This window comes from Rhizobium sp. NPDC092011 (assembly GCF_044756305.1).
Taxonomy (GTDB): domain Bacteria; phylum Pseudomonadota; class Alphaproteobacteria; order Rhizobiales; family Rhizobiaceae; genus Rhizobium.
The window spans coordinates 43,885-67,809 of the sequence record NZ_JBIVSO010000007.1 but is presented as its reverse complement, the minus strand read 5'-3'; the positions used below and the strand labels follow the sequence as shown (position 1 = coordinate 67,809).

Below are 23,925 nucleotides of genomic sequence, written 5' to 3'. Positions count from 1 at the left end.
GACTTCAGCAATCGCGCCTGACGCCCTTCGCCACCATACGGTCAGACCAACGTCTGAGAACGAGACCGACCGAAGCCCAATTGCATGATTGCGATATTGAAAGCCACCTCCCCCGACCGATATGACTGGCGACACTCAGGGACCCCGCCATGGCAAATGCGATGATCGCGAATCCGGCGATGTCTGCAAAATCAGCGGATGCTACGTATGAGCGCTCGCACGAACGATCCTAGGAAAGGGGTGCCGCGATGAACCAACACTGGAAGAGGTTTCTGGCTCGCTCCACTCCGCCGGGTGCAATATTGAATTTCTCGGTCGACGAATTCATGCTTGAGGTCGCCATCAATTTGCGGCATTGCCTCAATCTCGTCCAACCTACACAAGAATGCATCGACTTGGCCGAGCTCGTCTTACTGCGTGCTAAACACTATGGCGAAGCCAGGATGAGCGATAAATCGCGATTGTTTGCAGAGGCGGAGGATGCGCTTGCCCAGGCAACGAGGCTGCTTGAGATCGAGCTTGAATACTGCTCGTCACGAGGCGTGAAAAGCAGCTGCAAACAAGTCGCCTGACATTTCCACCAAACCATCCGCCTTGGCAGCCATTGGTACCCCAAAGGACCAGCAGACCGAGAATCCGAGCAAAGTGGGAATTGCGATGCCACCCGTCGCAGTGAAATATCTCATTGCAGAAAGAGCGCTTGCATTCACTACGCCGCGATTGGCGAAACGGGCGTGTTTGTCCGCGTTTCTGCTTTGCGACAAAGGGGCGCTCCGGAAAATCAAATGGCCAGCTATTCGCTGGCTCAAAATCGAAAAGTCGAATGCGTAAAGCCCCACATCGATAGGATTTGAACCAACGACCCCTTCGCGAATTCGGTTGGCATGTCCGTTTGATCAGCGTTGGCAGCGCCTAGTCGATCGCAAGTTGCTCGTGATTTCCCGACACCCCTTTGCGAGCGTGGCAGTTTGAGTCAATCCTCCGGGCCTCTCGGGAGGCAAAGCCAGGCGACGATACCAGCAATCAGCGTGAGCAGCCCACCCGCACCGGCCGCGATATGCAGACCGGCAACGAACGCTTCCTTGGCCTGCGTGGCAGCTTCCGGTGTGATGCCCACATGGTCGAGCGTTTCGTTAAGTGTTCCGCTAATGCCCGGACCGAGTAAGCGGAAGGAGAGCGCGGCGAGCGAGCCGAGAAGAGTGATGCCAAGCGCATTGCCCAACTCGTTGCTGGTTTCCGCAATCGAGGCCGCCGCACCGGCTCTTTCGATTGGAACGGCCGATACCGCCACCTCGGCGACCAGGCTGAATGATAGCCCGTAGCCGACGCCTGCAACAATCGTCGAGGCAATGAAAACAAGGACACCGGCTTCAGTACCGGTAAGCAGAAGCATGAACGCGCCAGCGCTGATGAGCAGATGCGTTGCCGCGAGAGCCACCTTCCGCCCAATCCATTCCACGATTCTCGCCGTGCCAACGCATGTTACGGTTAGAACGCTCGCTCCAGGTAACGTAAATAGCGCCGTGGTGAACACGTCGAAGCCGAGCACCGATTGCAGATAAATACCGGACAGGAAGCCGGCAGCGGACCAGACGACGAGGGACAAAAACCCTGTCAGGATCGCGATGGAGAAGGTGCGGTCCTTGAACAAGCTGAGATCGAGCAGCGGATAGTCGATGCGGGTTTGACGACGCAGGAACAACCAAAGCGCGAAGATACTGATGCCGCCGCCGGCTGATTGTGCGGCCGTAAAGCCCTCTGCGGCGCCAGTCTTGAGCGACCAGGTGAACAGCAGGATGCCGACGAGCGACAGCGCTAGGCTCGGGAGGTCAATTCGACCATAGGCGGTTGAGCGGACTTCACGCAGCAGGATCGGCGCGACGATAAGGAAGGCGAACATCACCGGAACATTGACGAGAAAGACGACGCTCCATTCGAACTGACGGAGCAACATGCCGCCGATCAAGGGACCAATGGCGAAGCCCACCGCAAACGTCGCCGCGAAGATGCCGATAGCTCGCGCCCGTTGACGTGCATCAGGAAACAGTGCGCTGACAATGGCCAGAGCAGACGGCAGCAGCGTCGCACCGCCCAGCCCCATGAGCGCGCGCGCGGCGATCAGCATTAGGGGCGATTGGGCATAGGCCGCACCAAGTGATCCGGCTCCGAAAACGACAGCACCGCCCATGATGAGCTTAAGCCGCCCGTAGCGGTCACCGATATTGCCGAAGGTGATCAGCAGGGAGCCGACCACGAAACCGTAGATATCGAGTATCCAGAGCGCCTGATCGGCCGTCGGGGTGAGAGCCGATGTCACATGTGGCAAGGCAAGGTAGAGAATGGAACCATCCATGGCGACGAGCAGGACGAGCGGCAGCACGGCCATGAGCCCGAGCCACGCTTTTCGGTCAGCGGATCTTGGGAGTGTCGTTTCGGTCATCGGCATAAGTCCTCTCCGGGCGGAGCGCAGGCGCACCGCCTCGTTCGCCGGGACGAGGCCCGGCGGATAGTTGCATTCATAGGATCTCATCTATATACTTTTAGTAAGTTACTTTTGGTATATAGAAATGTCAACCATGCCCAAGAACGCATCAACTCCGGAAAAACGGGTTCGGCTAAGCCGCGAGCAGCGCCAGCGCCAACTCCTCGATGTGGCGTGGCGGCTCGCCCGCGAGGAAGGCACAGATGCCTTGACGTTGCCGCGGATGGCCGAAGAAGCTGGCGTGACCAAGCCACTGATTTATGACCATTTCAGCACACGCAATGGCCTACTGACCGCGCTCTATCAGGATTTTGATGAGCGTCAGACGGCGCTGATCGACGCCGCGCTCGAAGCGAGCGAACCGACCTTGGAGGCAACTGCGCGGGTTATCGCCACGTCCTATGTGGAATGCGTGCTGAGCCAGGGACGCGAGATTCCCGGTGTACTCGCCGGGCTTGCCGGCTCTCCGGAACTTGAGGCGGTGAAACGCGACTATCAACTGGTTTTCATCGAAAAATGCCGGAATGCGCTGGCCCCGTTCATCAGGCCGAAGAAAATCCTGCAAGCCAGCTTCTGGGCGATGCTCGGTGCTGCCGATGCGCTGTCACATGCCGCCGCGACGCGAGAAATCACAGTTGAGCAGGCGCAGACCGAACTCTACGAGATCATCATGGCTATCGTCGGTCGACAACCGCCTGCTTAACCTCGACGCTGTTCAGTTTCACAACGCTTTCATCCAGATTTGCGTTCCAGGCTGATCCGTTCGGTCTCGAAGATGCCATTGACGAACATGCGAAATCGGCATCCTGGCGGGGTCGCGATCAAACGCAAAACGGGTGAAGTCTCGACACAAATGAAATGCCAATGCCTTCCTAGCCTTGTCAGCCCTTCCCAGATAAACGGCGCCGTTTCCTGTGAGCGCCGATCGATAGCTGACTTGCGCCTTTTAGTAACGAGAATGCCCGAAACCTGGCTCTGTCGCAAAGTCCAGCTGAAAGTCTTCGCCAGTCTTTCGGACATCATCAGCATTTTTACGACAGAGCCAGATCGAGGATCATGCCGACAGGTTCTGGTTCGCGAGAGGGTGGGATCGGAAGCCGGGAGCCTAGCGGTCTCACCAATGCTGGTCTAATGTAGTCGACAATAGACTGCATGATGCGCTACAGGCTACAGCGGGGATAATATAGCTCGGTTGCAACGACAGAGTACGAGATCGAATGCGTCGTGGAACAAACTTATCGGCCATCGGCGCGTTCAATCAGACGGTGATACTCGAAATGATCCGGCGTGCGCCGGAGGGAATCAGCCGGGCGGACATTGCTGTCCAAACTGGCCTCGTTCCGCAAACGGTGTCGAACGTCGCAAAGCAGCTCCTCGAACAGGGCCTGGTGATCGAAGCTGGCAAAGTCATCCAAGGCCCAGGGAAACCGGCCGTCATTTTGCGGCTGGAGCCGAGGTCGCGTTTTGCCGTTGGCGTGCACATCGATCCGGGATTCATCACCTACGTCCTGCTCGACCTAGCAGGTCAGATCGTGGCCCGGTCCACACATCAAACGCCTTCTCCTCAGGACCCTGACGCAGTTGTCGATGAGATCGCCAGTCAAATCCAGTTGCTCGCAAGCACGGCCGACGTTGAAAGGAACCGGATCCTTGGTGTGGGTTTGGCTACTCCCGGCCCAATCGATGCCCTTCGCGGAGTGATGATTGATCCGCCCCTGATGACAGGTTGGCTGAATGTCCCGATCCGCGACGCGGTCGCCCGCGCAACAGGGATGAATGTCGTTTTCGACAAGGAAGTCATTGCCGCAGCAGCAGCGGAGGTCTGGTTCGGTGACCGCGGAAAACAAAACTTCGCCCTCCTCTATCTCGCCGCCGGCGTCGGCACGGGCCTTGTGCTTGATGGCAATGTATTGCGAGGCGTGACCGGGAACGCAGGCGACGGCGGTCGCATCATTGTCAACGATAGTGGCGTTCCAACAGCCCCGAGCCAGCAGTTGGGCCATCTTGTTACACCCGAATATCTTGTTCGACAGGCGATCGAGGAAGAAGTCCTATCGCCTGACGGGGACACTGAAACTCTATTCGGACGTCTGCTAACGCGAGCCGAACGTGGCGAGCCAGGGGCTCTTGCTATCCTCCATCGCGCCGGACGCAATCTCGCAGGCGCCGTGTTGACATTGATCAACATTCTCGACATTCCGGAGATCGTACTGGCCGGCCCCCACTGGGAGCGCCTGAAACCGCTCATCCTTCCAACGATGGTCTCCGTCGTGCAGACATCGCCGCTTCGCAGCACACGGCACACGATTAAGTTCAGCCTGTCGCGGGTTGGCTTTGAGGTCGGTGCCGTCGGCGCAGCCTGCCTAGTTCTCGATACAGTGCTTTCCCCCCGCCTATCGTCGCTCCTGATCACGGATTTGGACGCAGATTGACCCCAGCTTGACGAGGATCACCTTGTGATCTATGGTCCGAAAATAATTAATCCATCGATTGGATATATTAAGATCAGGTGTTGGTTCAATTGCGCTCATCGAGGAGGATGAAGTGAAACTATCCCGATTGATTTCTGCCACGGCGCTTGCCGCTGGCATCATCATCACGTCTGGCACAGGGGCCAGCAGCGCGCGGGCCGAGGACACCGCGCTGACATTCATGACATTCGAAACGCCCACACTGGATGCCACTTTCTGGGACGCCTCCATCGAGCGTGCGGCAAAGCAGGTGCCCGGCCTCACGGTTAAAAAGATCGTTTCACCCAATGCTGATCGTAACGCCTACGCCAAGCAGCTACAGGCAAGCGGCCAATTGCCGGACGTCCTTGCCTCGATCAACCCCAAGGATTTCCTGGAAGCCGGGCTGCTGCAACCCTTCGACCAGGCATGGCTGGATGAGAACTTCATCCTTCCAGGTGGCAACGCGATCGGAGGCAAAATCTACATTCCTCCGACCAATGCCCAGATCATTCCGCTCGTCTATTACAACAAATCGATCTTCGCCAAACACGGCTTCGATGTGCCAAAAACCTGGGACCAGTTCGTCAAGATCGTGAAAGCACTGCGGGCTGATGGCGTGACCCCGATGGAGCTAGCAGGGGCCAATCCTTGGTCCGCGAGCATGCCGCTGGTGGCCCTTGCAAGCGCAGATGTGCTTGGCAAGGATCCGGCGTGGATCCACAAGCGATTTGCCGGCGAGGTTCACTTCTCCGATCCATTGTTTGCGCACGCGATGCAAAAGGCCGTCGATCTCGTGCAGATGGGAGCCTACGATCCGGCCGCTCTCAGCGTCGACTTTGCCACCGCCAACAAGAATTTTCTTGATGGCAAGAGCGCGATGTATGCGCAAGGCAGTTGGTTCACCGGATCGGGTTACGTTGACGCTCAGCACGCTGACAATATCGGAGTTTTCCCTTGGCCGACCGATGATGGCACGATTGTAATTCCGTTCAACGTCGGAGGAACAACATCAGTCAGCTCCGCATCAAGGAGCGTCGACAAAGCGATCGAGTTTAGCAAGGCGTGGTCCCTCGATCCGCGCAATCTTGCGGTGCTGGTCGAAACGGACGGCGCTTTCCCGATGATGAAGAAGCTCAAGCTGGCGGATTTCAGCGTCAAGGTGAGCACACTCTTCGAGAATGCCTACAAGCTTTCGACCGCCGACAACACCAAGGTGTCCGCATTCGGATGGACGAACAATGACGACGCGCTTGCGCCAGGCATCAGCGACCAGTTCTACGCCTTGTCGCAGGCGGTGTTCTCAGACACCGACATTGATGCCAATCTGAAGCAGATTGATACCGACTGGGATGCCGCGATCGGCAAGTAGGTTGCATCACTTAGAAATTCGGTGCCCGCCAAAGGGCACCTTCATTCCGTAACCGTGCCTCAAAAAGGACTGCCATGACCAGTCAGCTAGCCACCACCTGGCGCCGATCGATTGGCCTTGCCTCTATCGCCTCGTGCGCAATCGGGCTTTATGCGATTTTCCTCATCTATCCAATTCTACAGAGCTTGCTGACCAGTTTTACGGATCGCAATCCGCTGCGGCGAGAGAGCTCCTTCATCGGTTTCCAGAACTATATTGACCTTGCGCACGATCAACGCTTGTTGCGCAGTCTCATCTTCACGCTGACGGTTACCGTCTTCGTCGCAATCGTATCGAACGTGCTGGGGCTGCTTATCGCCTTGCTCCTCAATCGCTCCACAGCCAATTACAAACTGATGCGCACGCTGATTTTTTTGCCGCAGATTCTGTCGGGAGTTATCGTTGCCTTCATCTGGCGGAGCATTCTGACCCAGAACGGGCTGCTGAACGTCACACTACAGAATTTGGGCCTTACCGATACAGCCATATCCTGGATCGGAACTCCCTCCCTCGCGACCCTCTCGATCTGTGTCGTGGTCAGCTGGACCACCACGGCATTTGCGACCGTAATCTACACGGCCTCACTACAATCCGTGCCGTTGGAGCTCTACGAGGCCGCCCGCATGGACGGCGCCGGAGCATTGAACCGCTTTCGGCACGTCACGCTACCAATGATCGCCCCCGGCATGACGATCAGCGTTACCCTCAGTCTCATAACGACGCTGAAACTCTTCGATGTCATCGCAGTGTTGACGGGCGGAGGCCCCGCAAACGCGACCAAGTCCATCGCATATTATCTCATCGACGTTGCGTTCACGGGCAACCGCCTGGGTTACGCAAGTGCCATCGCGATGCTGCTGCTCGTGCTGACCGCAGTGATCTCATACGGAACGTCAGGTATTCTTCGGCGCCGGGAGGCACATCTGTGAACGTGATCTTGAAGCATGCGGCGGCAAATTTATCTGCACCCGATGAGCAACGCACGACGGCCGGGCAGCGCAAATTCTTCGGTGCCGGGCACCTGGCAATTTCTTGGCTCATTACCTTCGCCTTCGTCATGCCGATCTACATTGCGCTGGCGAGTGCGTTCAAGAGCCAGGAACAAATCCTTGCTAATCCGTTGGCACTGCCGTCACCGTTCACGCTCGACAATTTGATCAAGGCACTTTCACGACCAGACCGATTTGTTCAACTCGGGTTGATGAACTCAGCGCTCGTGACAGGCATCACACTCGTCATCCTCATTCCCTTCGCGGCGGCTGCCAGCTTTTGGATTTCGCTGCAGCGCGCCGCCGTGAAGAGCGCACTTCTGGCCCTATTTGCGCTCGGGCTCATGGTGCCGCCACAGGTGGTGTTGCCGCCGATCGTCACCCTTTTGCGTCAGCTGGGTCTCGCAAATTCCTATTTCGGCCTGATCCTTTCCAACATCGGTGGCGGCTACATGTCCTTTGCAGTTTTTGTCTATGTGGGCTTCCTCCGAACAGTGCCACGCGAACTCATCGAGGCGGCGCGCATGGATGGCGCAAGCGATCTGCGCATCTGGTGGACCATTATCATGCCGCTCATTCGTCCGGCGACTGCAACCGTCGGCATCTTCATCGGTCTTTGGGTGTGGAACGACTTCCTCAATCCGCTCTTTATTCTCGGCCCGCTCCAGGGCCAAACCATCACCACGGGCATCTATCAAGCGCTTGGAACCTACTCCACTGATTACGGACAGGTGTTTGGGATCATGTTCCTCGCCGCTGCCATTCCCGTGGCGGGTTACCTGCTTGCACAGAAGCAATTCATCGCAGGCCTCACCAGCGGCGCTGTGAAGTGAAGTCAGGCTGATCAAGCCCGACATTCCGGTTCCTCCGGACCGGCGTCAACAATTCGATTCCAACCAGCCAGTCCTCAATTGAGACTGACGGGCCACTGCGCATTTTCGCATAGGACAAAAGATGCCACTTAAGGAAATCCTGGTACTTCACCACAGTCACTTGGACGTCGGCTATACCCACAGCCAGCCTATTGTCTGGGAATTGCATCGCGAATACATCGATCTCGCGCTAGAACTGCTGGAGCAAACTACCGACTGGCCCGAGGGCAGCAGGCCAAAGTGGACATGCGAGGTGACTGCGCCTGTTCTAAAATGGCTTGAGACTGCCAGCACCTCCGACGAGGCACGTTTCAGACAAGTGGTCGCCGACGGCCGTCTTGCCGTTGGCGCCATGCAGTACAATGTCACTGCTCTCAACGGCGCCGAGCAACTCGCTCGGCAATTGGTGCCCGCGACTGAGCTTCGGCGACGGCTCGGTGCGCGGATCAACACCGCTCTTCAGCATGACGTCAATGGCGTACCCTGGCCCCTGGCCGACCTGCTGCTCGACAACGGCGTCGACCTGCTCATCATGGCCGTCAACCGGCATCTCGGCAATCATGTCGCCCCTCGACCGGGCATCTTCCGGTGGCAGACACCGTCGGGGCGCGAATTACGCGTCATGAACGGCCAACACTATACGATGTTCGATCAAATCCTGCTCACCTGGGAGCGCTCGCTGGAATCGATGGAGCGCGGTCTGGCGGAGTATGTCGGACACCTCGAACGGATCGGATATCCGCATGATTTCCTCTATCTGACCACAACAGCCGCGCCGGAAATGTGGGACAACGCCCCCCCCAATCCGGCCGTCGCAGGCCTCATCCGCAAGTGGAACGAGACGGGGCGCGAGCCCAAAATTCGATATATCACCAGCGAGGACCTGGCGGAGCGAATCCGTATCATTCCGAGCGATGAGTTACCACTCCTTGCTGGAGATTGGACTGACTACTGGAACTTCGGCTGCGCCAGCACAGCATCGCTCGTCAGCCGGTCCCGCGCGGCGAAGCGCGCACTCGCTACTGCCGATCAAATCTCTGATGACAACAGGTCTCGCGCGGTGACGCGTGCCGCCAATCGCGCCCGCGACCTGCTGGACCTTTTCGACGAGCACACCTGGACCTACTGGGACACGCATGGGCAAGGCGATGCCTGCTCGATCCAGGATCACCTGAAAGCGGCTCCCGCTTTCGAGGCAGGTGAACTGGCAAAATATGTACTCGTTCATGAACTCGACACACTCGCGAAAAATCCACCTCATTCCGAAGTGGCACCAGACCACGCCCTCGTCTTCAACCCATCACCTCTCCCGCGCACCGAATATGTCGAGATTCCCTCTGCCTGGCGCAAACCCGGGCCGCGCCTGCGGACCGAGCGGTTCAAGCCGGACCCGATCGGCGAAGTGGATGTATATGGTCCCTTCGAGGTTCCCGCCAACGGCTTTGTGCGCCTGCCACTGGCCGACCTTGAGCCGGCAGCAGACGACCCCGGCATCTTCCATGAGGATCGACGAACGCCGGCAAGTTTTCGGGCGTTCAACAACGTTCGCCTGGACATCGCACGGACCGGGCACGCCGTGATAGAATCGCCGACGCACAGCCTGGCCTATGATCCCGTCACCGGACGCATTCTCAGCTTGCACGACAAGGTCCTCGATTGGGACGTGTGTCCCGCAGGTGGTGATTATGAGTTCTTTGATTTCGTGCGTGAACGCCCCGATGCATTGATCGACGGTCGAAGGGAAGCCTACTACGATCGCGACCTTGATCGCGAAATGCTGGACCAATCCTGCTGGAAGCCATGGCGGGCAGTGCGCGAGCGAGCGGCAAGACTTCGCCGATGCGAAGTGACGCGAACCCCTTTCAGCGTCACGTTGCATCGCTGGTTTGACGCGCCGAGCACCAATGGTCTCTACCAACGGATAACATTGCGCTCCGATGCTTCAACCATCGCCGTAGAATGTGAGATCGATAAGGTTGCCTACGCCAATCCCGAAGCGATCTATTTTGCGTTTCCCCTTAATCTCGCTTCCGGTTGGGCCTGCCATTTTGACACCGCAGGGCTCCCCATCGCGCTCGATGAAGAGCAATTGCCTGGCGCCTGCCGAAACTGGTTTACGACCGAGTCGTTCGTTTCGATCCATACACCGACTCGCGGCGCGACATTGTTCTGCCCTGATGCACCCATGGCAATGGCGGGATCGTTCCACTTCGGCCCACCCCTCGACACCATCCCGCGCAGCGCAAATCCGCTGTTGCTGGCCTGGCCGATGAACAACTACTGGAACACCAATTTTCCGCTCGTCCAACAGGGTCTCCACAAGCTGAGATACGGGATCCTGACACATGGCGCTTTTGATCCGGAACAAGCCCGTGTTCACGCTTCGGCTTTTGCGAACCCCGTCATCGTCCATCCCGGTTTCGCGGCCGAGGCGAAATACGAGGTGTCGGGGGCTCGGACAAGTTCTTCGACAACATAGTGCGCCGCACGCGACCGCTCACAGAGATGAATCTCCCGAATAATCAAAGCAGTGAAAGAAAAAAATGGGTAAAATCCAGCTCCGCAAGCTCACCAAATCCTTCGGGTCTCTGACGATCATCCCCAGCGTCGATCTCGACATCGACGACGGAGAATTCGTCGTGTTTGTCGGACCTTCGGGTTGCGGCAAATCCACGCTCCTACGCCTTATCGCCGGGCTGGAGGCGCCCACAGGTGGTAGTATCTGGATCGATGGCCGCGACGTCTCCCATGAGGCGCCGGTCAAGCGCAAGCTCGCAATGGTCTTCCAATCTTACGCGCTCTACCCGCATATGACGGTGGCGCAGAACATCGCCTTTCCACTGAAGATGGCCGGAGAAAGCCATGCGGATATCGACAGGAAGGTCAAGGATGCGGCACGTGTTCTCAACCTCTCCGACTATCTGGAGCGGCGACCAGGTCAGCTCTCCGGTGGTCAACGTCAGCGTGTTGCCATTGGCCGGGCGATCGTGCGTCAGCCATCGGCATTTCTCTTTGACGAGCCATTGTCCAACCTCGATGCCGAGCTACGAGGCACGATGCGATTGGAGATCGCAGAATTGCATCAACATTTGAAGAAGACGATGATCTATGTGACTCACGACCAAGTGGAAGCCATGACGATGGCAGACAGGATCGTCGTGCTCAACCGCGGGAACATCGAACAGGTTGGATCTCCGTTGGACCTTTATCGAAGCCCGAAAAATCTCTTTGTCGCTGGTTTTATCGGGTCTCCGAAAATGAATTTCCTGAGAGGCCCAGCTGCAGACAGGTACCGAGCGACGACCATCGGCGTGCGGCCAGAGCACGTCATCATCTCCAGAGACCGGGGTGACTGGCAGGGAAAGGTAGGCGTAACCGAGCGTCTTGGCTCGGACACATTCCTGCATGTGCATACCGATCACGGGGCGATCAATGTGCGCACCGACGGCGAGATTGAGGCAACCCACGGTGATACGGTTTACCTGACGCCGTCAGTCGGCAAAGTGCATAAATTCGATGCGAATGGAACGGCATGCCCAGATGAGCCGGCCTAGGTCTTGGGGCCGTCAATGCTATTGATAGCATTCGAACCGGCAACCCGTTCGCGCATCACAGCGCTTAATTATGTATTCCACCATTCACCGAACGGCTCTCGGGAGACTCTCTTCCTTGGCCGTTGAGGCGATGCGGATTCATGTCAGCGCGCAACCATGATAGCCGCCGCAAACCGAGAACTCCTACTCAACAAATTGCAAACAGGCCTGCAAATTTTCAGCGTGAACACTTCGGCGCCATCGTTGACAACCTATCGGCTGAAATCCAGCAAGCGGATGCACAAGGCGCCGGATCCGATTGTGCCCTTATTCCAAGTCATAGATCTCTTAGAAGGGATAAGCAGCGACATCCGGATCTCATACCTCCGACGAACGTTCACCCCGGTGAAAAGAAGGCCGGCATTGCCGGCCTTGATATTTGTTACCATTTCTGGCGGCCATACCAATCGTCGATGTCCGACTTTGCCCGATCCTTCTGAAGGCCATATCGTTCCTGGAGTTTGCCTTCGAGCTGGTCTCGTTTGCCGGCGATCTTTTCCAGATCATCATCTGTCAATTTGCCCCACTGCTCCTTGATCTTGCCCTTAACCTGCTTCCAGTTACCTTCCACGCGATTCCAATCCATAAGTACTTCTCCTTTTCGGTTGCATATCTCAATGCGCGAAGCCTCGGATTGTTCAGTATTTATCTGGCCGCTTCAGCAGCCGGCAGGATTACTTCCCGCCCTTCTCCAGAAATTCAGGCACGCTCAAACGCGCGGGCTGTCGCCGACCGGCACCGAGTGAGAGAAATGGCCGAGAGCATTTTTAATCTGCCTTATCGCGCCCAAACCGATTAACAAATTTAAATGCGATCAGACCCGTAAGAGACCTAGAAGACCCTATCCGCGGCGGGCACTTCCAATACGGATGTGGGCGGCACGCCTCGATTTGCGTCATTCCAGTCCAGGAGACGACAGCGGAAACTACAATGCGGCTCAGGACGCGCGGATGTGCAACATGTCACGCGCGCTTATCGGGAAGCGCGAGCCGCGATGAAGGATGACGAAGGCCCAAGGTGGTTTCATGACGCGGCTATGCCCCAAAGGTTGCGCTGGGAACAATTCGAAATATCGCGTGTTGACGGCGAACGGGGAGCTGCGCTTGACACGCCCTCTTTCCGCCGAGAGCCGGCAGACCGGATACAGGCTGGCGATCTCGACTCGAAGCAGCAATTGAGGGACGAATGGCCAACGGCAGAGCGTTTGAATTGGAACAGAAGGCAAGCAATGTGGCCGCAGCAGAGGCGCTCATCGCTGGTTCGATCACTGGCAAGTCCAGATTTTTCGGAAAGCGGCATTGCGATGTCACGAGCACCGATAGCAGTCGTCAAGGTGTCGCGGACAGGACTTGGCGTACCGTCCTTACCAAAGCGGGTCGACCGTTTGGCTCGGCGCGACCCTTTGTTGTAGCGAACGCGGATAGCACATACGATTGGCTCGTTGCCGCGCCGCCGGAAATTGACGGCAGAACGGCTATCATAGTCCCGCCCGCCTGTTTGCCGTTACCCTCCCCTCGCCGTCATCAGCTTGCGACCTTGACGGTGCTGGATCGGCTGATTACGGTTTTCAAATGAATCAGCCGGTCCAAAAGCGAGCCGTGTTCTTCATTGGCGGCTACGACCCGAAAACGCCAACAGCCTTTTTCGATCGCCTGCGCAAAGAAATCTCCCGGTTCGATACGCTTTGGGGATATCAGACTGTGGTTTCCCCCGTTCTGGATGGTGGAGACAATGCCGTCGGAAAGGTCGCCATCGTCACACACGCGCCGAAGGATGGATGGTCGACGACGACCGACTTCAGTTTTCTATGTCTTGATGAGATGGTGCTTTCTGACTTCGCGCGACCGCTGCCCGTCAGGTTGCTCCGCTATCTATGGACATTTGCGGACTTCGTAATTTCAGGAGCGGCGCTGCGGTTCCTTGCTCGAGCCTGGCGCTTTGGCCTTTATTTTCTCTATCCATTTATCATGCTCGCATCGTTCTTGTTTGCCGGCTACGCGGCAAGGCAGGTCACAGTCCGAGGGCTCGGATCGACAAGTTGGCTGGTCGGAACATTGGTCTTTGGCGTGGCGCTGTGGATCCTCGGAAAGCGATGGGCGGTCAGCCATCTGATGGACTTATGGTCGTTCTCCCTCGATTTCATCCGCGGCAGGCGGCCGGACGCTGATGCGCTCCTTCAACGTTTTGCCGAAGAGATCGTTGCTCGCGTGCGTGCCGGCTCCTACGACGAAGTCATTCTGATCGGGCACAGCACCGGTGGCATGCTGATGATTGATGCGGCCGCTCGCTGTCTCTTGATTGACAGCCTGTTTCCAGACCTTGCCGGTAGGGTCGTACTCCTGACATTGGGATCGACGGCATTGAAAGCCGGATATCATCCTGCGGGCAAGAATTTCCGGAAAGCGGTGGAACGCCTGGCCGACAACGACAAATTCGGATGGGTTGAGATCCAATGCCTGACCGACGCGATCAATTTCTATAAGACCAACCCCGTCGAGGAAATGGGGCTGAAGTCTAAGGTCGATGGCTCTTTTCCAATCGTTCGAACGGTGAAAGTAAGAGACATGGTTGAGCCTGACACCTATGAGCGGATAAAGAAGAATCTCTTTCGGGTGCACTATCAATACATATTCGCGAATACGAGACCCTATTGGTATGATTTCTTTCAGATTTGCTGCGGCCCGATTGACTTGAGCACGAGAGTGCAGGGCTCTATTGTCGGCGGATTGCTGAGGTGCAAGGATAGCGTGGAATGACGCCAAAATTGGCAATCATCATTTGGGCGATCAGCCTTATCGCATGGGTGGCCATTCGTGTCCCGCATCAGAACCGGGCTCGCAAAACAAGGGTGGCCAGCAACGCCAAAACGCTGGGGGATCGACTGGCTCTTGCAGCGGCAACGATCGGGCTGTCTGTCATTCCGATCATTTTTGTCGCGACAGGCTTTCCGGCATTTGCCAGCTATCCTTTTCAACCATGGCTTAGTTGGATCGGTCTATTCGTTGAAGCCGCGTTCCTGTGCCTGTTTTACGCCAGTCATCGTCAGCTTGGGAAAAATTGGTCGGTTACCTTGGAGATTCGCCAGGAGCACAGGCTCGTAACGGACGGACTTTACAGATATGTCCGGCATCCGATGTATCTTTCGTTCTGGTTGTGGGCAATCGCGCAAGCCTGTCTTTTGCCCAATGCGATCGCTGGCATGGCCGGTCTGGCCGGGGTTGCCGTTCTCTATTTCTCGCGTGTTCCCAATGAGGAGGCCATGATGCGTGCGGCGTTCGGTGCATCCTATGACGACTATGCGAAACACACCGGTCGCATCCTTCCGAAACCGTGGTCGCCCATCCGATGAAAAAGCCGAAGATAGCCCTAGAGCCTGCAGCAACCCGCCGATCTCTGCTGGTTTCAACTCTTGCCTTCGCATTCCTGGGCCTGGAAGCCCACGCAAACCCGAAATCGAAGATTGCACTGGGTAGGAGCAGCAATCGAGGGCAGCCGGAAGTCTACCTGCTGCGCGGCCTGGCGAACATTTTCTCGACAGGCCTCGACGAGATCGGCAGGAAGCTGCAGGCGGCAGGCATCGATGCGCATGTCGAGGCATTCACGGCCTGGCGATCGATTTCGGAAAAAATTGTCGCCGATCGCCGGAAATACGGAAGGCAACCTATTGCTCTTGTTGGCCACTCACTTGGAGCAAACGCTATCGTCTCTTTGGCTGAAGCGCTGGAGAAGAATAATATCCAGGTCGATTACATCGCGTCATTTGCTGCCACCAGCCCCGATCCACTGCCGGGAAATGTGAAACGCGCGGTAAATTTCTATTTCGCCAGCCGCAGCTGGGGGCTTCCATTATCAGGCGGTCCCCGTTTCAAGGGAAGGTTGGACAATCGTGACTGCTCTGGCGACTTGCGCGTCAATCACTTCAACATTGAGAAGCAGCATGCTCTCCAGGATGCAGTCGTCCGTGATATTCGTCGTGTTGCCAAATAGCTTCCGCTGTTGGGATGCCAACCGATCGCGCCTGGAGCCCAGAACTAGGTGACCACCGCCCCGCTCTTTGAGATCTGCGAGTTGAGCACCGCCAATCTGTTCGATCGGGCTCGTGATCGATTGAAGGGAAGCTGGGGCTATCCGACATTGCGAGGCTGATCACTCGGCCGCCTCTTGCCAGCGGCACCGCTGGTGGCCGACCAATGGGCAAGTTGCGGCTGCGGCTGGCGGATACTTTCTGCCTCTGCCACGGCGACAGCGTCGAGGCCTGGCGATGATCGCTCAAAACGAGAACCATGAAACGGGAACCGCGGGGAACCGAATTGAACGGCGGCCGTTCTTCCTGAAAGGAGCATCGCGATGCAATGGTGGAAACGATCCGTGACTGTCGAGACGAACGAGGTTGGCCAGAAGATGGTCATCGAGAGCACCGAGGGCGCGACCGATTTTCTGCTCAGCCATTGGCCAAGAAATTCGAGCGGTCATGCTTTCACCACCGCCAAGGCTGTTCTCCTCGAGGCTTTTGACGGAAAACGCGAATGGATCGATGCCCGTCGGGCGTTCATTGCAGCATTGAATGAAGCGAGCATTGCATTTTCCGAAGACTGAGGACGACAGCGTATCAATTCGATCGAAGCCGTCACGGCGCGCAAGAAACGCGCCGCCTCCCTCGTGCTCCAATGCTCGCTGTATGTGAACGGGGCGTCGGGACAATATTCACGTCTGGAGAGCCCTTCAACGTCAAGAACGGGAATCGCTGCCCCAAACATTGCCGTAAGGCGTCCGAGGCACGATAGCTTTCAAAGCCTCCCGCAACCTGCCGAGGGGAGCCCCAAGAAGAATGACGACTTTCGCTTTAGGTGTGAAAAGCTCGTCCATCGTGATCTGTTTCCGGAGATGAAAATGGGAACAGCACTTGAGAGGGAGGCATCGGGAGTTCGATCTAGACCTCATGATCGGCCGCGCGCAATCGATAGTCTCGGCGATGCAATTGTCCATCTCAACTGGGAGGCGCGGGTATACAACGTGAGAGGACAGGTGATGCTCGCGTAGTCTGCGGTCCTGCGGGGAGAATTGGCGAATGCGGGTATCCAACCGAGAATGTCAATTCTTTCCTATGTACGAAGGTTTGGAAACGATATGAAAACTACGGCATCCAAACCATTCCTCAGCTGGTCTGGAACCTTTGATACGGTCAGAGGTTATATATCGGAGGAGTGCTGCGATGAGCAATGGTATCAACAGACAGAAGCCAGACCTTAGAACGACTCCTGAACCACAGCAGCCCTGGATGTCCTGGATCGCGATAGGCATTATTATCGTTGTTGCGGCGCTGAGCTGGAGCTTCTGGCCACATATCACCCCCACTTACTCCAACCTTCCAGCAAACACAACTACGCCACACGCCGCCACTACAGCGGCACCCGCGCAACAATAGTGGGAAGAGGATAAACCCATGACAAAGCAAGAAAAGCCAATCGAACCGAGCACATCGGATACAAAGCAAATTCGCACGAGCAATGCCGCGGCATATGAGCGAGGCGCGGACGCCGGCAAACAAAGGCATCCGAAAGAGGGAAATCCTTATCCCGAAGGAAGCGGCGCCGCCAAGTCGTTTGAGCACGGCCAGCTAGACGCACAAAAGATCAGAAGCAACGATAAGCCACCGGGACGATAGGCTGATGGTCTCAGTCGAGACGGCTTGATCACTGATCGGCCTAATTTATTGGTTTTTGGTTTATTGCCGGAACGCCCGGCGGCCGCGATTGTGGTGGCAGTTAAGACCAATCCGCTCGGCATATGTTTTCACGCTGGGGGATCGCCCAGGGCAAATTCCCCGCATATCGACATGAGCTATACTAATTTTGAAATGTTGGTGTAGCGCAAGCCGCTCATTTTCGAGAGCGAACTTCGAGCCCACAACTCGCGCTGATTCCGTTTGGCAAAGACGGGACGACGAAGTGCTTCCGGATGCGCTCGATTGACCGTCGCCAACGCGACTGATTTTGGTGAAGACATTCCTAGGTTGACATCACCACCGCAAATGATCAATACTTCGCTACATGGCGAAGCATCAGATATCATCCATCGACCGCACGTTTTGGGCACTGTCCGATCCAACCCGGCGTGGCGTCCTGCAACACCTGATGGACCAGCCAGGACTTTCAGTCAGTGAGCTTGCCCAGTCATTTTCGCTGAAACTACCCGGCATGACGAAGCATTTGGACGTGCTGACCGATGCTGGATTGATCACACGGACCAAGACCGGCCGCACCGTTGCTGTGAATCTCTCGGTCGCACCGATGCAGGAAGCCATGGCCTGGCTCAACCAGTACGAGCGCCTTTGGGCCGTTAGCCTTGATCGGCTCACAACGCTCTTGGAAGAGGATGATACGAAATGACTGACCGCCTTCCGAGCGTTACGATCGTGCGTCGGATCAGGGCCACCCCTGCAAAGGTCTGGGCGGCCATCACAGAACCTGAGCTCATGATGCAGTGGTGGGGGCCCGATGCCGGTCCGACCCTTAATGTCGTCGCCGACGTCCGCCCGGGTGGCCGCTTTAGCGTGGTGTTCCGGCTCCTCAACGGCGACGAGCATAACCCGACTGGGATTTATCAAGACGTCATTCCCGAGAAACTCCTAGCATTCACCTGGGATTTGCCCGGAACCTCCAACCCGAAATCGCTGGTGACATTCCGGCTTGAACCATTCGACGCAGGAACCGTGCTGACCCTAACCCATGAGCACCTGCCCGACGAAGAAGCCCGCACAAGTCACGAGGACGGCTGGAACGGCCTTCTCGACAAACTTCCCGTCTTCCTTGGAGTTGATCGATGACCGACCTGATCCTGACAACATACGACTGGGTGCCCGAACTGCCGCGCGGTCTCGTGCGCGACCTGCGGGTGAGATGGGCGCTGGAAGAGGCTGGGCTGCCCTATCGGGTGAAAAGCACGCCGTTTCGAGATCGTGGCCCTGACCATTTCGCTGCACAACCCTTCGGCCAGATCCCGTGGCTGACCGACGGAGACCTCACTATTTTCGAAAGCGGCGCGATTCTTCTGTACCTCGCCGAAAAAAGCCCGGCGCTCATGCCCACCGATCCTCGCGGACGAGCCGAAGTCTTGGAGTGGGTTATCGCCGCGCTCAACTCGGTCGACTTGCCGAGCCAGCCGTGGGCACTGTTCCGGTTCATGGGCTTTCCTGGCGAAACGCCCGAAGCGAAGTTCGTCGACGACTTCCTGAAAGCGAGACTTGATCGAATGGAGACAGTGCTCACCGGGCGCGAATGGCTGGTCGGTGGCCGATTTTCCGTGGCCGACCTGCTGATGGCGGATGTAATGCGACAGGTCGAGCGGTTCGACGGGCTCACAAATCATCCGGCTTGCGACAAATACGTCAAGCGCCTGGTGGCCAGGCCGGCTTTCATGAAAGCATACGACGATCAGATGGCTCACTTCGCTGCAGCAGACGCCGCTTGAACCGTGCGCTGCCCCGTCATTCGTCGTTTTCTATTGTCCACGTCGACCGAAGATCCCAGCCACCAGCGTGATCCGTGCCCCGATCTCGCTAGTGGCGTCCGTTATAGTCGGAGGCGGCCGGTCCGATGGAGCGACTGAGTTCATTTCGGTCACTGGGCTTAGCCGGTATTTCAGTGCTTCGGTTCCTTCCCCAACGGTTCAGTTGGGCCGAAACGGCAATATGCTCGTCTCGGCCGATGACGCGGGAAAGCGGGCGTTAAGCGCCTTTCCAAACGAGCTTTGCATTTGTCAACTCACGCGCCCCGAGGCCGCCGAGTTCACGGCCGAAGCCGGATCCTTTGATCCCGCCGAAAGGCGCGCGAGGATCGGATCGGACGAAGTCATTGATGAATACGGCTCCGGCCTCAATCTGCGCAGCGACACGTTCGGCTCGTGCGGAATTGCCGCTCCAAATGGTCGCTCCGAGACCATATTCCGTGTCATTGGCAAGACGGATGACATCCTCCTCGTCCTTGAACGTAAACAGCATTGCAACCGGCCCGAAGAACTCCTCCCTGGCGATCGGAGCGTCATGTGGAAGACCTGATAGCACCGTCGCCTCATAGAAATTTCCAGGTCCTTCAATTGACTTGCCGCCCACCAGCACTGTTGCGCCCGCCTCAACTGCATCCTTCACCTGACGCTCGACGGTCTGGTGAATATCCCTACGCGCCAGCGGTCCGAGCTTCGTCTCCGATCTCATCGGATCGCCCACCGGGATCCTTTTCACAGCCTCGAAAAAGGCGGCGATGAACCGATCTGCAATCCCCTCCTGCACAAAAAGCCGCTTCGCGGCAATGCAGCTTTGCGCATTATTGGAGTAACGCGAGACGACGGCCATCTGCACGGCCTTATCAAAATCCGCATCGGCAAACACGATGAACGGATCCGAACCGCCAAGTTCCAGCACGACCTTCTTGCCGAGCGTACCCGCCTGTTGCGCCACAGAACGCCCTGCTTGAGTACTGCCAGTCACGGTGACGGCCGCGATGCGCGGATCGCCGATAATCTGCGGCGCCCGACGACGATCGATGACGAGATTTGTGTAGAGGCCTGCGGGAGCACCCGCATCGAGGATAAGCTTCTCGATCGCCGCTGCGGAGCCTTGCACGCTTTCGGCATGCTTGACGACGACGGTATTTCCGACCAGTGCCGCAGGGATGAAGAACCGCAACACCTGCCAGAACGGCAGATTCCAGGGCATGATGCCAAAGATTGGGCCGATGGATTGATAGACGATCCTGCCAGGTGTGCCGGGAATGGCCTCATCTGCAATATAGGCTGGACCATCGCTTGCGAAATGACGTGCACCGAAGGCCGATTTCTTCACTTCGCCCACCGCTTCGGCCAGCGGTTTACCCATCTCCGACACGATTAACGCGCCATATTCCTCGGCGCGGCTTTCCAAAAGATCGGCAAGTCGAATGAGGAAGGCACAGCGTTCTTCGATCGGCGTCTTGGACCAGCTCCTCCAGGTATGATGGGATTGTTGCAGCAGCCGCTCGACGTCGGAAGCGTCATGTTCCGCATAAGTTCCGATGAGTTCGCCGGTTGCGGGATTGTAGGATTGAAAGCTCATTTATGTTCTCCTCCGAACATCGTTGGTCCCTACTGTTGAAAATCATGAAGAAGCAATCGGCGAGGGCCAGAGCCCATTCCAGCCGGTTGCTTGCGGCGACGCCTTCTGATCGGGGCGGGATGACGCCGCACGAATATGCGGCTCAAGATACCCCCCTCAGACAGAGGCCACCTGCGACAAGCAAGGTTGTCCCCGCCAGTATGGTGACATGCTGCTTCCAAGGCAGAACCGCTTCGACCACCATCCAGGCAGTCAGAAACATCATCCAGCCGATATTCATTGCGCCGCCAGCGAATTGCAGACAGATCATGCCGATGCAACGGCCGAAACAGGTGCGGCCGTGCCGCAAACCTTCGCCTATCGCGGCCCGACCGACCGCGTCGCGAGCGGTTGATATCTCGCAAAACGGTTGTGCTCTGCGTATCGGGGAAAACAGTTGATAGAGCCCGACAGCGCAGAGCAGAAGACCACCCGGCAATGGGCGTGGCATGGTCGTCCAGTCGATCACTGCGCCGGTCGCCTCTAAGGCCCATTGCACCAGTGCAGCCATGATGCCGCACGACAGGATGATCAGAAGGTATCCGCTGGCAAAGGACGTCGCGGTCGCATAGGCCATTCGCTCGCCACGATACGGCCAGGACGCCCGTATTATCGCACGCGCAGCACCAGGCAGCATCATTGCCGGCGTCATGATGCTCCACATGCCAAGCAAACTCGACATTCGGCTCATGCTCCACGCCGGTATATCTGTTCCGATACCATTGCTGCCGCAAATGACGATGCCATCCATCGGCATTGTCACGATCAGAAGCCACCAGCAAAACGCAGCCACAAGAGCGATCCCAAACAGGATCGCCTGCATCTGCGCGTCGCGAAACATCATCGTCGAATGCATCGAAGTATCATCCGCAATTGGTGTCGGGCACATGGCGGCTTCGTCAGGCGAAGCCGCCATGTGAGCTGCTGCCTTGTTTGAGGAGATCAGCAGCAGCATCCTTTCGAGCCATCCGCCGCAAGAACGCTCGCATTGTTGACCGTGTCAGGCAGGTTGTTCGAGGGGTTCACCTCGAAAAACCCGGCCGGCGCCAGGGAGAAACCGCAGGAAATGCAGGGTTGTACCGGGAAATCCTCGGGGCGCACGACGTGGTGCAGGCCGAAGGAATGCCAAAGAACGATATCGGTATTTTCAACCGGACGATCCTGTTTGACGATTTCGGCGAGACCACCTGAACCATCCGAATTCGCAACGAACTCGCCCGCCGGATAGCGCTCGGTCTCATCATAGGGCGTGACCCAGATATGGTTGCGGATGAAATTCGAACGGACACCCGAAGGGCCATCTTCCTGGATCATGGGCGTCACGCAATTGGGTGCATGGAGCTTGTATCCCACCGGCCTACCGACGTGGTTGAGCTTGTTGGGATTGACTATCTTCCAGCTCCGATGGGTGGAAAGGTCCGCTCTGCGGGCGGCGGCGCGCTCCGTCTTCAAGACGGTATCCTCCGCGTGGAAGGCATTGCCGTAAGGGTTTGTCTCGCTTGTCGGCTCCATATAGGAGTTGGTCTCCACGACGCTGTTGCCGGAGCCATCAACCGCCATATCAAGGCGAGCGCAGAAGATGTGCTGGTGGATCGGCGCGCCGAGGCCCGGCTGGATCTCCGTCGAGTATTTATCCGGCTGACCTGGGTGGCAGGCATTTGTATTGACGATGCCGGTCGCCTTCATTTCGAACTCGATCTCGCCTGCGAGATCGAGATACCAGTATTGTGCATACTCGTAATTGCCGACCGTGCAGATAGAGGAGATGACCAGCTTGCGACCGCGCTTCAATACGGTACGACCGGTGCGGAAGTCCCAGTGTTTCCAGAGAATTCCCGCATCTTCTTCGTGAATGCACACGGCCTTTTCGATGGTAACCGGCTCTCCCTTGATGCCGTTCACCTCGGCGTCGAGATAATGAATAGTGCCGAGGCAATCGCAACCGAGTTTCAACGAGTTGGTGAGCTTGCCGAAGCCGTATTCGCCGACATCGAAGATGTTCTGTCGCGCATGACCGTAAAGCGGCGAGCCATAGGGCACGACCAGCTCCGCAATGGCGGCGCGGCGAACGACCGAACGCCCATCATAGCGGATGTCATGCAATACTAGGCCCTCGCGCGGCGTAAACCCGATGGCGAGCGTCCATTTGTCCCAGGCAATGGCATGACCGTCGATCGTGAAACTCACACCCTCCGGCTGCACGACATTGAGTATCTTCAGCGGGGTTGCGGGCGCGGGCAGAAATTCTGGATCGTAGTCATGGCGCGTCATCGGGATCGGCGGATGATCGGGATAATCGTCGACACGCAGAACCTCCCCGGTCTTGACGTCGATGACGGCATTCAGCCCCTCGATCGGATGGGCATAGTAGTTTCCGAACTCGCGGACGCGCAGCCAGGAGAAGGTATGTGAGATCAGCCGGCCTTCTTCATCCTTATGCCCGAAATTGCCGCCGGACCAGGAATCGACGATGACGCCGGTCATGTCCTCGATTCCGCGTTTGCGGCACGCTTCGATGAAGCGCGGATCGTTCTTGACGTTGACCTCGACGCTCAGCATCTGCTCGACCATAAAGCCGGCGCGCGCCGTTGGAAAATGCTTGCGGCCGACGATCGACCTGTCGGTCAGCGAGACGATCAGCTGCCAGACGCCCGGACGATCGAGATGATTGACGTTGACGCGAGCCTGGCGGGGCAGCGTCTGGCCCTCCAAATGGGCGCGATACTCTGCCGGCGTCGGCTCGCGCAGGTCGATGTTTTCGAACAGCGCATCCGGCCCCAGCTCCGGATCCGCCTTTATCACAGCCGTGACGACGCGAATTTCATCCGCCGTCAGCGGCGAGAGAGCCTGGAGATAAGCTGGCGGCGGCGGCGCGGCAACACCGGCTTGCGCTATGGCGGAGTGAACTGTCTGATTCATATTTCTGTCCCCTTAATCCTCTCCGGTGGGCGGCCGACATGTCGGTCGTCCGATGCGGTTCTTGATGGCGGCAGGCCGCACC

21 protein-coding genes are annotated in these 23,925 nt (G+C 57.3%); 16 read left to right on the top strand and 5 right to left on the bottom strand.

Features of this window, described 5'->3' with window-relative positions:
* The first annotated feature begins 326 nt into the window (after positions 1 to 326).
* Positions 327 to 572, top strand: a complete 246-nt coding sequence (locus ACIQJ2_RS24625) for a hypothetical protein (protein WP_246762374.1) — start codon at positions 327 to 329, stop codon at positions 570 to 572.
* 401 nt (positions 573 to 973) lie between these two features.
* Here ACIQJ2_RS24625 and ACIQJ2_RS24620 read toward each other — a convergent pair whose 3' ends face one another.
* The gene (locus tag ACIQJ2_RS24620; RefSeq protein ID WP_400671783.1) at positions 974 to 2,440 is read right to left on the bottom strand and encodes an MFS transporter; all 1,467 of its coding nucleotides are present in this window, start codon (positions 2,438 to 2,440) and stop codon (positions 974 to 976) included.
* Positions 2,441 to 2,567: 127 nt separating this feature from the next.
* Between ACIQJ2_RS24620 and ACIQJ2_RS24615 the strand changes: the two genes are divergently transcribed.
* From ACIQJ2_RS24615 to ACIQJ2_RS24585, 7 genes are all read left to right on the top strand, one after another.
* Positions 2,568 to 3,185, top strand: coding sequence for a TetR/AcrR family transcriptional regulator (locus ACIQJ2_RS24615; protein ID WP_400671672.1), 618 nt, complete (start codon positions 2,568 to 2,570; stop codon positions 3,183 to 3,185).
* Between the two features lie 514 nt (positions 3,186 to 3,699).
* The gene (locus ACIQJ2_RS24610) at positions 3,700 to 4,914 is read left to right on the top strand and encodes an ROK family protein (RefSeq protein WP_400671674.1); all 1,215 of its coding nucleotides are present in this window, start codon (positions 3,700 to 3,702) and stop codon (positions 4,912 to 4,914) included.
* Positions 4,915 to 5,026: 112 nt separating this feature from the next.
* Positions 5,027 to 6,304: an ABC transporter substrate-binding protein gene (locus ACIQJ2_RS24605; protein ID WP_400671676.1), complete on the top strand. Its 1,278-nt coding sequence runs from the start codon at positions 5,027 to 5,029 to the stop codon at positions 6,302 to 6,304.
* 74 nt (positions 6,305 to 6,378) lie between these two features.
* Positions 6,379 to 7,272, top strand: coding sequence for a carbohydrate ABC transporter permease (locus ACIQJ2_RS24600; protein ID WP_400671678.1), 894 nt, complete (start codon positions 6,379 to 6,381; stop codon positions 7,270 to 7,272).
* A complete protein-coding gene (locus tag ACIQJ2_RS24595) occupies positions 7,269 to 8,165 on the top strand; it encodes a carbohydrate ABC transporter permease (RefSeq protein WP_400671680.1) in 897 nt (298 codons plus the stop codon). Before ACIQJ2_RS24600 ends, ACIQJ2_RS24595 begins: the two co-directional genes overlap by 4 nt.
* Before the next feature lie 121 nt (positions 8,166 to 8,286).
* Complete coding sequence (locus tag ACIQJ2_RS24590; RefSeq protein WP_400671682.1) at positions 8,287 to 10,683, top strand: hypothetical protein; 2,397 nt, start codon at positions 8,287 to 8,289, stop codon at positions 10,681 to 10,683.
* 64 nt (positions 10,684 to 10,747) lie between these two features.
* Positions 10,748 to 11,758 (top strand): ABC transporter ATP-binding protein, encoded by a 1,011-nt coding sequence (locus ACIQJ2_RS24585; RefSeq protein ID WP_400671684.1) that lies wholly within the window; start codon positions 10,748 to 10,750, stop codon positions 11,756 to 11,758.
* A gap of 421 nt (positions 11,759 to 12,179) precedes the next feature.
* On the opposite strand, the gene ACIQJ2_RS24580 is transcribed toward ACIQJ2_RS24585, so the two are convergent.
* On the bottom strand, positions 12,180 to 12,383 hold the full coding sequence (locus tag ACIQJ2_RS24580; protein ID WP_163991165.1) for a CsbD family protein: 204 nt from the start codon (positions 12,381 to 12,383) through the stop codon (positions 12,180 to 12,182).
* 985 nt (positions 12,384 to 13,368) lie between these two features.
* Here ACIQJ2_RS24580 and ACIQJ2_RS24575 point away from each other — a divergent pair.
* From ACIQJ2_RS24575 to ACIQJ2_RS24540, 8 genes are all read left to right on the top strand, one after another.
* The gene (locus ACIQJ2_RS24575; protein ID WP_400671687.1) at positions 13,369 to 14,553 is read left to right on the top strand and encodes a lipase; all 1,185 of its coding nucleotides are present in this window, start codon (positions 13,369 to 13,371) and stop codon (positions 14,551 to 14,553) included.
* On the top strand, positions 14,550 to 15,146 hold the full coding sequence (locus ACIQJ2_RS24570) for a protein-S-isoprenylcysteine O-methyltransferase (RefSeq protein WP_400671689.1): 597 nt from the start codon (positions 14,550 to 14,552) through the stop codon (positions 15,144 to 15,146). Before ACIQJ2_RS24575 ends, ACIQJ2_RS24570 begins: the two co-directional genes overlap by 4 nt.
* A complete protein-coding gene (locus tag ACIQJ2_RS24565; RefSeq protein WP_400671691.1) occupies positions 15,143 to 15,784 on the top strand; it encodes a lipase in 642 nt (213 codons plus the stop codon). Before ACIQJ2_RS24570 ends, ACIQJ2_RS24565 begins: the two co-directional genes overlap by 4 nt.
* Positions 15,785 to 16,165: 381 nt before the next feature.
* Positions 16,166 to 16,393: a DUF982 domain-containing protein gene (locus ACIQJ2_RS24560; RefSeq protein ID WP_400671694.1), complete on the top strand. Its 228-nt coding sequence runs from the start codon at positions 16,166 to 16,168 to the stop codon at positions 16,391 to 16,393.
* An 847-nt stretch (positions 16,394 to 17,240) separates the two neighbouring features.
* Positions 17,241 to 17,462: an Sf3a2-prov protein gene (locus ACIQJ2_RS24555; protein ID WP_199150332.1), complete on the top strand. Its 222-nt coding sequence runs from the start codon at positions 17,241 to 17,243 to the stop codon at positions 17,460 to 17,462.
* A 385-nt stretch (positions 17,463 to 17,847) separates the two neighbouring features.
* A complete protein-coding gene (locus tag ACIQJ2_RS24550) occupies positions 17,848 to 18,186 on the top strand; it encodes a metalloregulator ArsR/SmtB family transcription factor (RefSeq protein WP_199150331.1) in 339 nt (112 codons plus the stop codon).
* Positions 18,183 to 18,623, top strand: coding sequence for an SRPBCC domain-containing protein (locus ACIQJ2_RS24545; RefSeq protein WP_400671697.1), 441 nt, complete (start codon positions 18,183 to 18,185; stop codon positions 18,621 to 18,623). Before ACIQJ2_RS24550 ends, ACIQJ2_RS24545 begins: the two co-directional genes overlap by 4 nt.
* Complete coding sequence (locus ACIQJ2_RS24540; RefSeq protein ID WP_199150329.1) at positions 18,620 to 19,267, top strand: glutathione S-transferase family protein; 648 nt, start codon at positions 18,620 to 18,622, stop codon at positions 19,265 to 19,267. The genes ACIQJ2_RS24545 and ACIQJ2_RS24540 overlap by 4 nt, the downstream gene beginning before the upstream one ends.
* A 256-nt stretch (positions 19,268 to 19,523) precedes the next feature.
* Here the strand turns inward: ACIQJ2_RS24540 and ACIQJ2_RS24535 are convergent, their stop codons facing one another.
* The 3 genes from ACIQJ2_RS24535 to ACIQJ2_RS24525 form a co-directional block, all read right to left on the bottom strand.
* Positions 19,524 to 20,885: an NAD-dependent succinate-semialdehyde dehydrogenase gene (locus ACIQJ2_RS24535; protein WP_400671701.1), complete on the bottom strand. Its 1,362-nt coding sequence runs from the start codon at positions 20,883 to 20,885 to the stop codon at positions 19,524 to 19,526.
* 142 nt (positions 20,886 to 21,027) lie between these two features.
* On the bottom strand, positions 21,028 to 21,879 hold the full coding sequence (locus tag ACIQJ2_RS24530; RefSeq protein WP_400671703.1) for a DUF2182 domain-containing protein: 852 nt from the start codon (positions 21,877 to 21,879) through the stop codon (positions 21,028 to 21,030).
* Positions 21,867 to 23,843, bottom strand: coding sequence for a primary-amine oxidase (locus ACIQJ2_RS24525; protein WP_400671705.1), 1,977 nt, complete (start codon positions 23,841 to 23,843; stop codon positions 21,867 to 21,869). Before ACIQJ2_RS24525 ends, ACIQJ2_RS24530 begins: the two co-directional genes overlap by 13 nt.
* Between the last annotated feature and the right edge of the window lie 82 nt (positions 23,844 to 23,925).

Bases quoted from the DNA above. Each gene is read 5' to 3' on its own strand.
- ACIQJ2_RS24625 (WP_246762374.1), top strand. From the start codon at position 327: ATGCTTGAGGTCGCCATCAATTTGCGGCATTGCCTCAATCTCGTCCAA.
- ACIQJ2_RS24620 (WP_400671783.1), bottom strand. From the start codon at position 2,440: ATGACCGAAACGACACTCCCAAGATCCGCTGACCGAAAAGCGTGGCTC.
- ACIQJ2_RS24615 (WP_400671672.1), top strand. From the start codon at position 2,568: ATGTCAACCATGCCCAAGAACGCATCAACTCCGGAAAAACGGGTTCGG.
- ACIQJ2_RS24610 (WP_400671674.1), top strand. From the start codon at position 3,700: ATGCGTCGTGGAACAAACTTATCGGCCATCGGCGCGTTCAATCAGACG.
- ACIQJ2_RS24600 (WP_400671678.1), top strand. From the start codon at position 6,379: ATGACCAGTCAGCTAGCCACCACCTGGCGCCGATCGATTGGCCTTGCC.
- ACIQJ2_RS24590 (WP_400671682.1), top strand. From the start codon at position 8,287: ATGCCACTTAAGGAAATCCTGGTACTTCACCACAGTCACTTGGACGTC.
- ACIQJ2_RS24585 (WP_400671684.1), top strand. From the start codon at position 10,748: ATGGGTAAAATCCAGCTCCGCAAGCTCACCAAATCCTTCGGGTCTCTG.
- ACIQJ2_RS24580 (WP_163991165.1), bottom strand. From the start codon at position 12,383: ATGGATTGGAATCGCGTGGAAGGTAACTGGAAGCAGGTTAAGGGCAAG.
- ACIQJ2_RS24575 (WP_400671687.1), top strand. From the start codon at position 13,369: ATGAATCAGCCGGTCCAAAAGCGAGCCGTGTTCTTCATTGGCGGCTAC.
- ACIQJ2_RS24570 (WP_400671689.1), top strand. From the start codon at position 14,550: ATGACGCCAAAATTGGCAATCATCATTTGGGCGATCAGCCTTATCGCA.
- ACIQJ2_RS24565 (WP_400671691.1), top strand. From the start codon at position 15,143: ATGAAAAAGCCGAAGATAGCCCTAGAGCCTGCAGCAACCCGCCGATCT.
- ACIQJ2_RS24555 (WP_199150332.1), top strand. From the start codon at position 17,241: ATGACAAAGCAAGAAAAGCCAATCGAACCGAGCACATCGGATACAAAG.
- ACIQJ2_RS24550 (WP_199150331.1), top strand. From the start codon at position 17,848: ATGGCGAAGCATCAGATATCATCCATCGACCGCACGTTTTGGGCACTG.
- ACIQJ2_RS24545 (WP_400671697.1), top strand. From the start codon at position 18,183: ATGACTGACCGCCTTCCGAGCGTTACGATCGTGCGTCGGATCAGGGCC.
- ACIQJ2_RS24540 (WP_199150329.1), top strand. From the start codon at position 18,620: ATGACCGACCTGATCCTGACAACATACGACTGGGTGCCCGAACTGCCG.
- ACIQJ2_RS24535 (WP_400671701.1), bottom strand. From the start codon at position 20,885: ATGAGCTTTCAATCCTACAATCCCGCAACCGGCGAACTCATCGGAACT.
- ACIQJ2_RS24530 (WP_400671703.1), bottom strand. From the start codon at position 21,879: ATGCTGCTGCTGATCTCCTCAAACAAGGCAGCAGCTCACATGGCGGCT.
- ACIQJ2_RS24525 (WP_400671705.1), bottom strand. From the start codon at position 23,843: ATGAATCAGACAGTTCACTCCGCCATAGCGCAAGCCGGTGTTGCCGCG.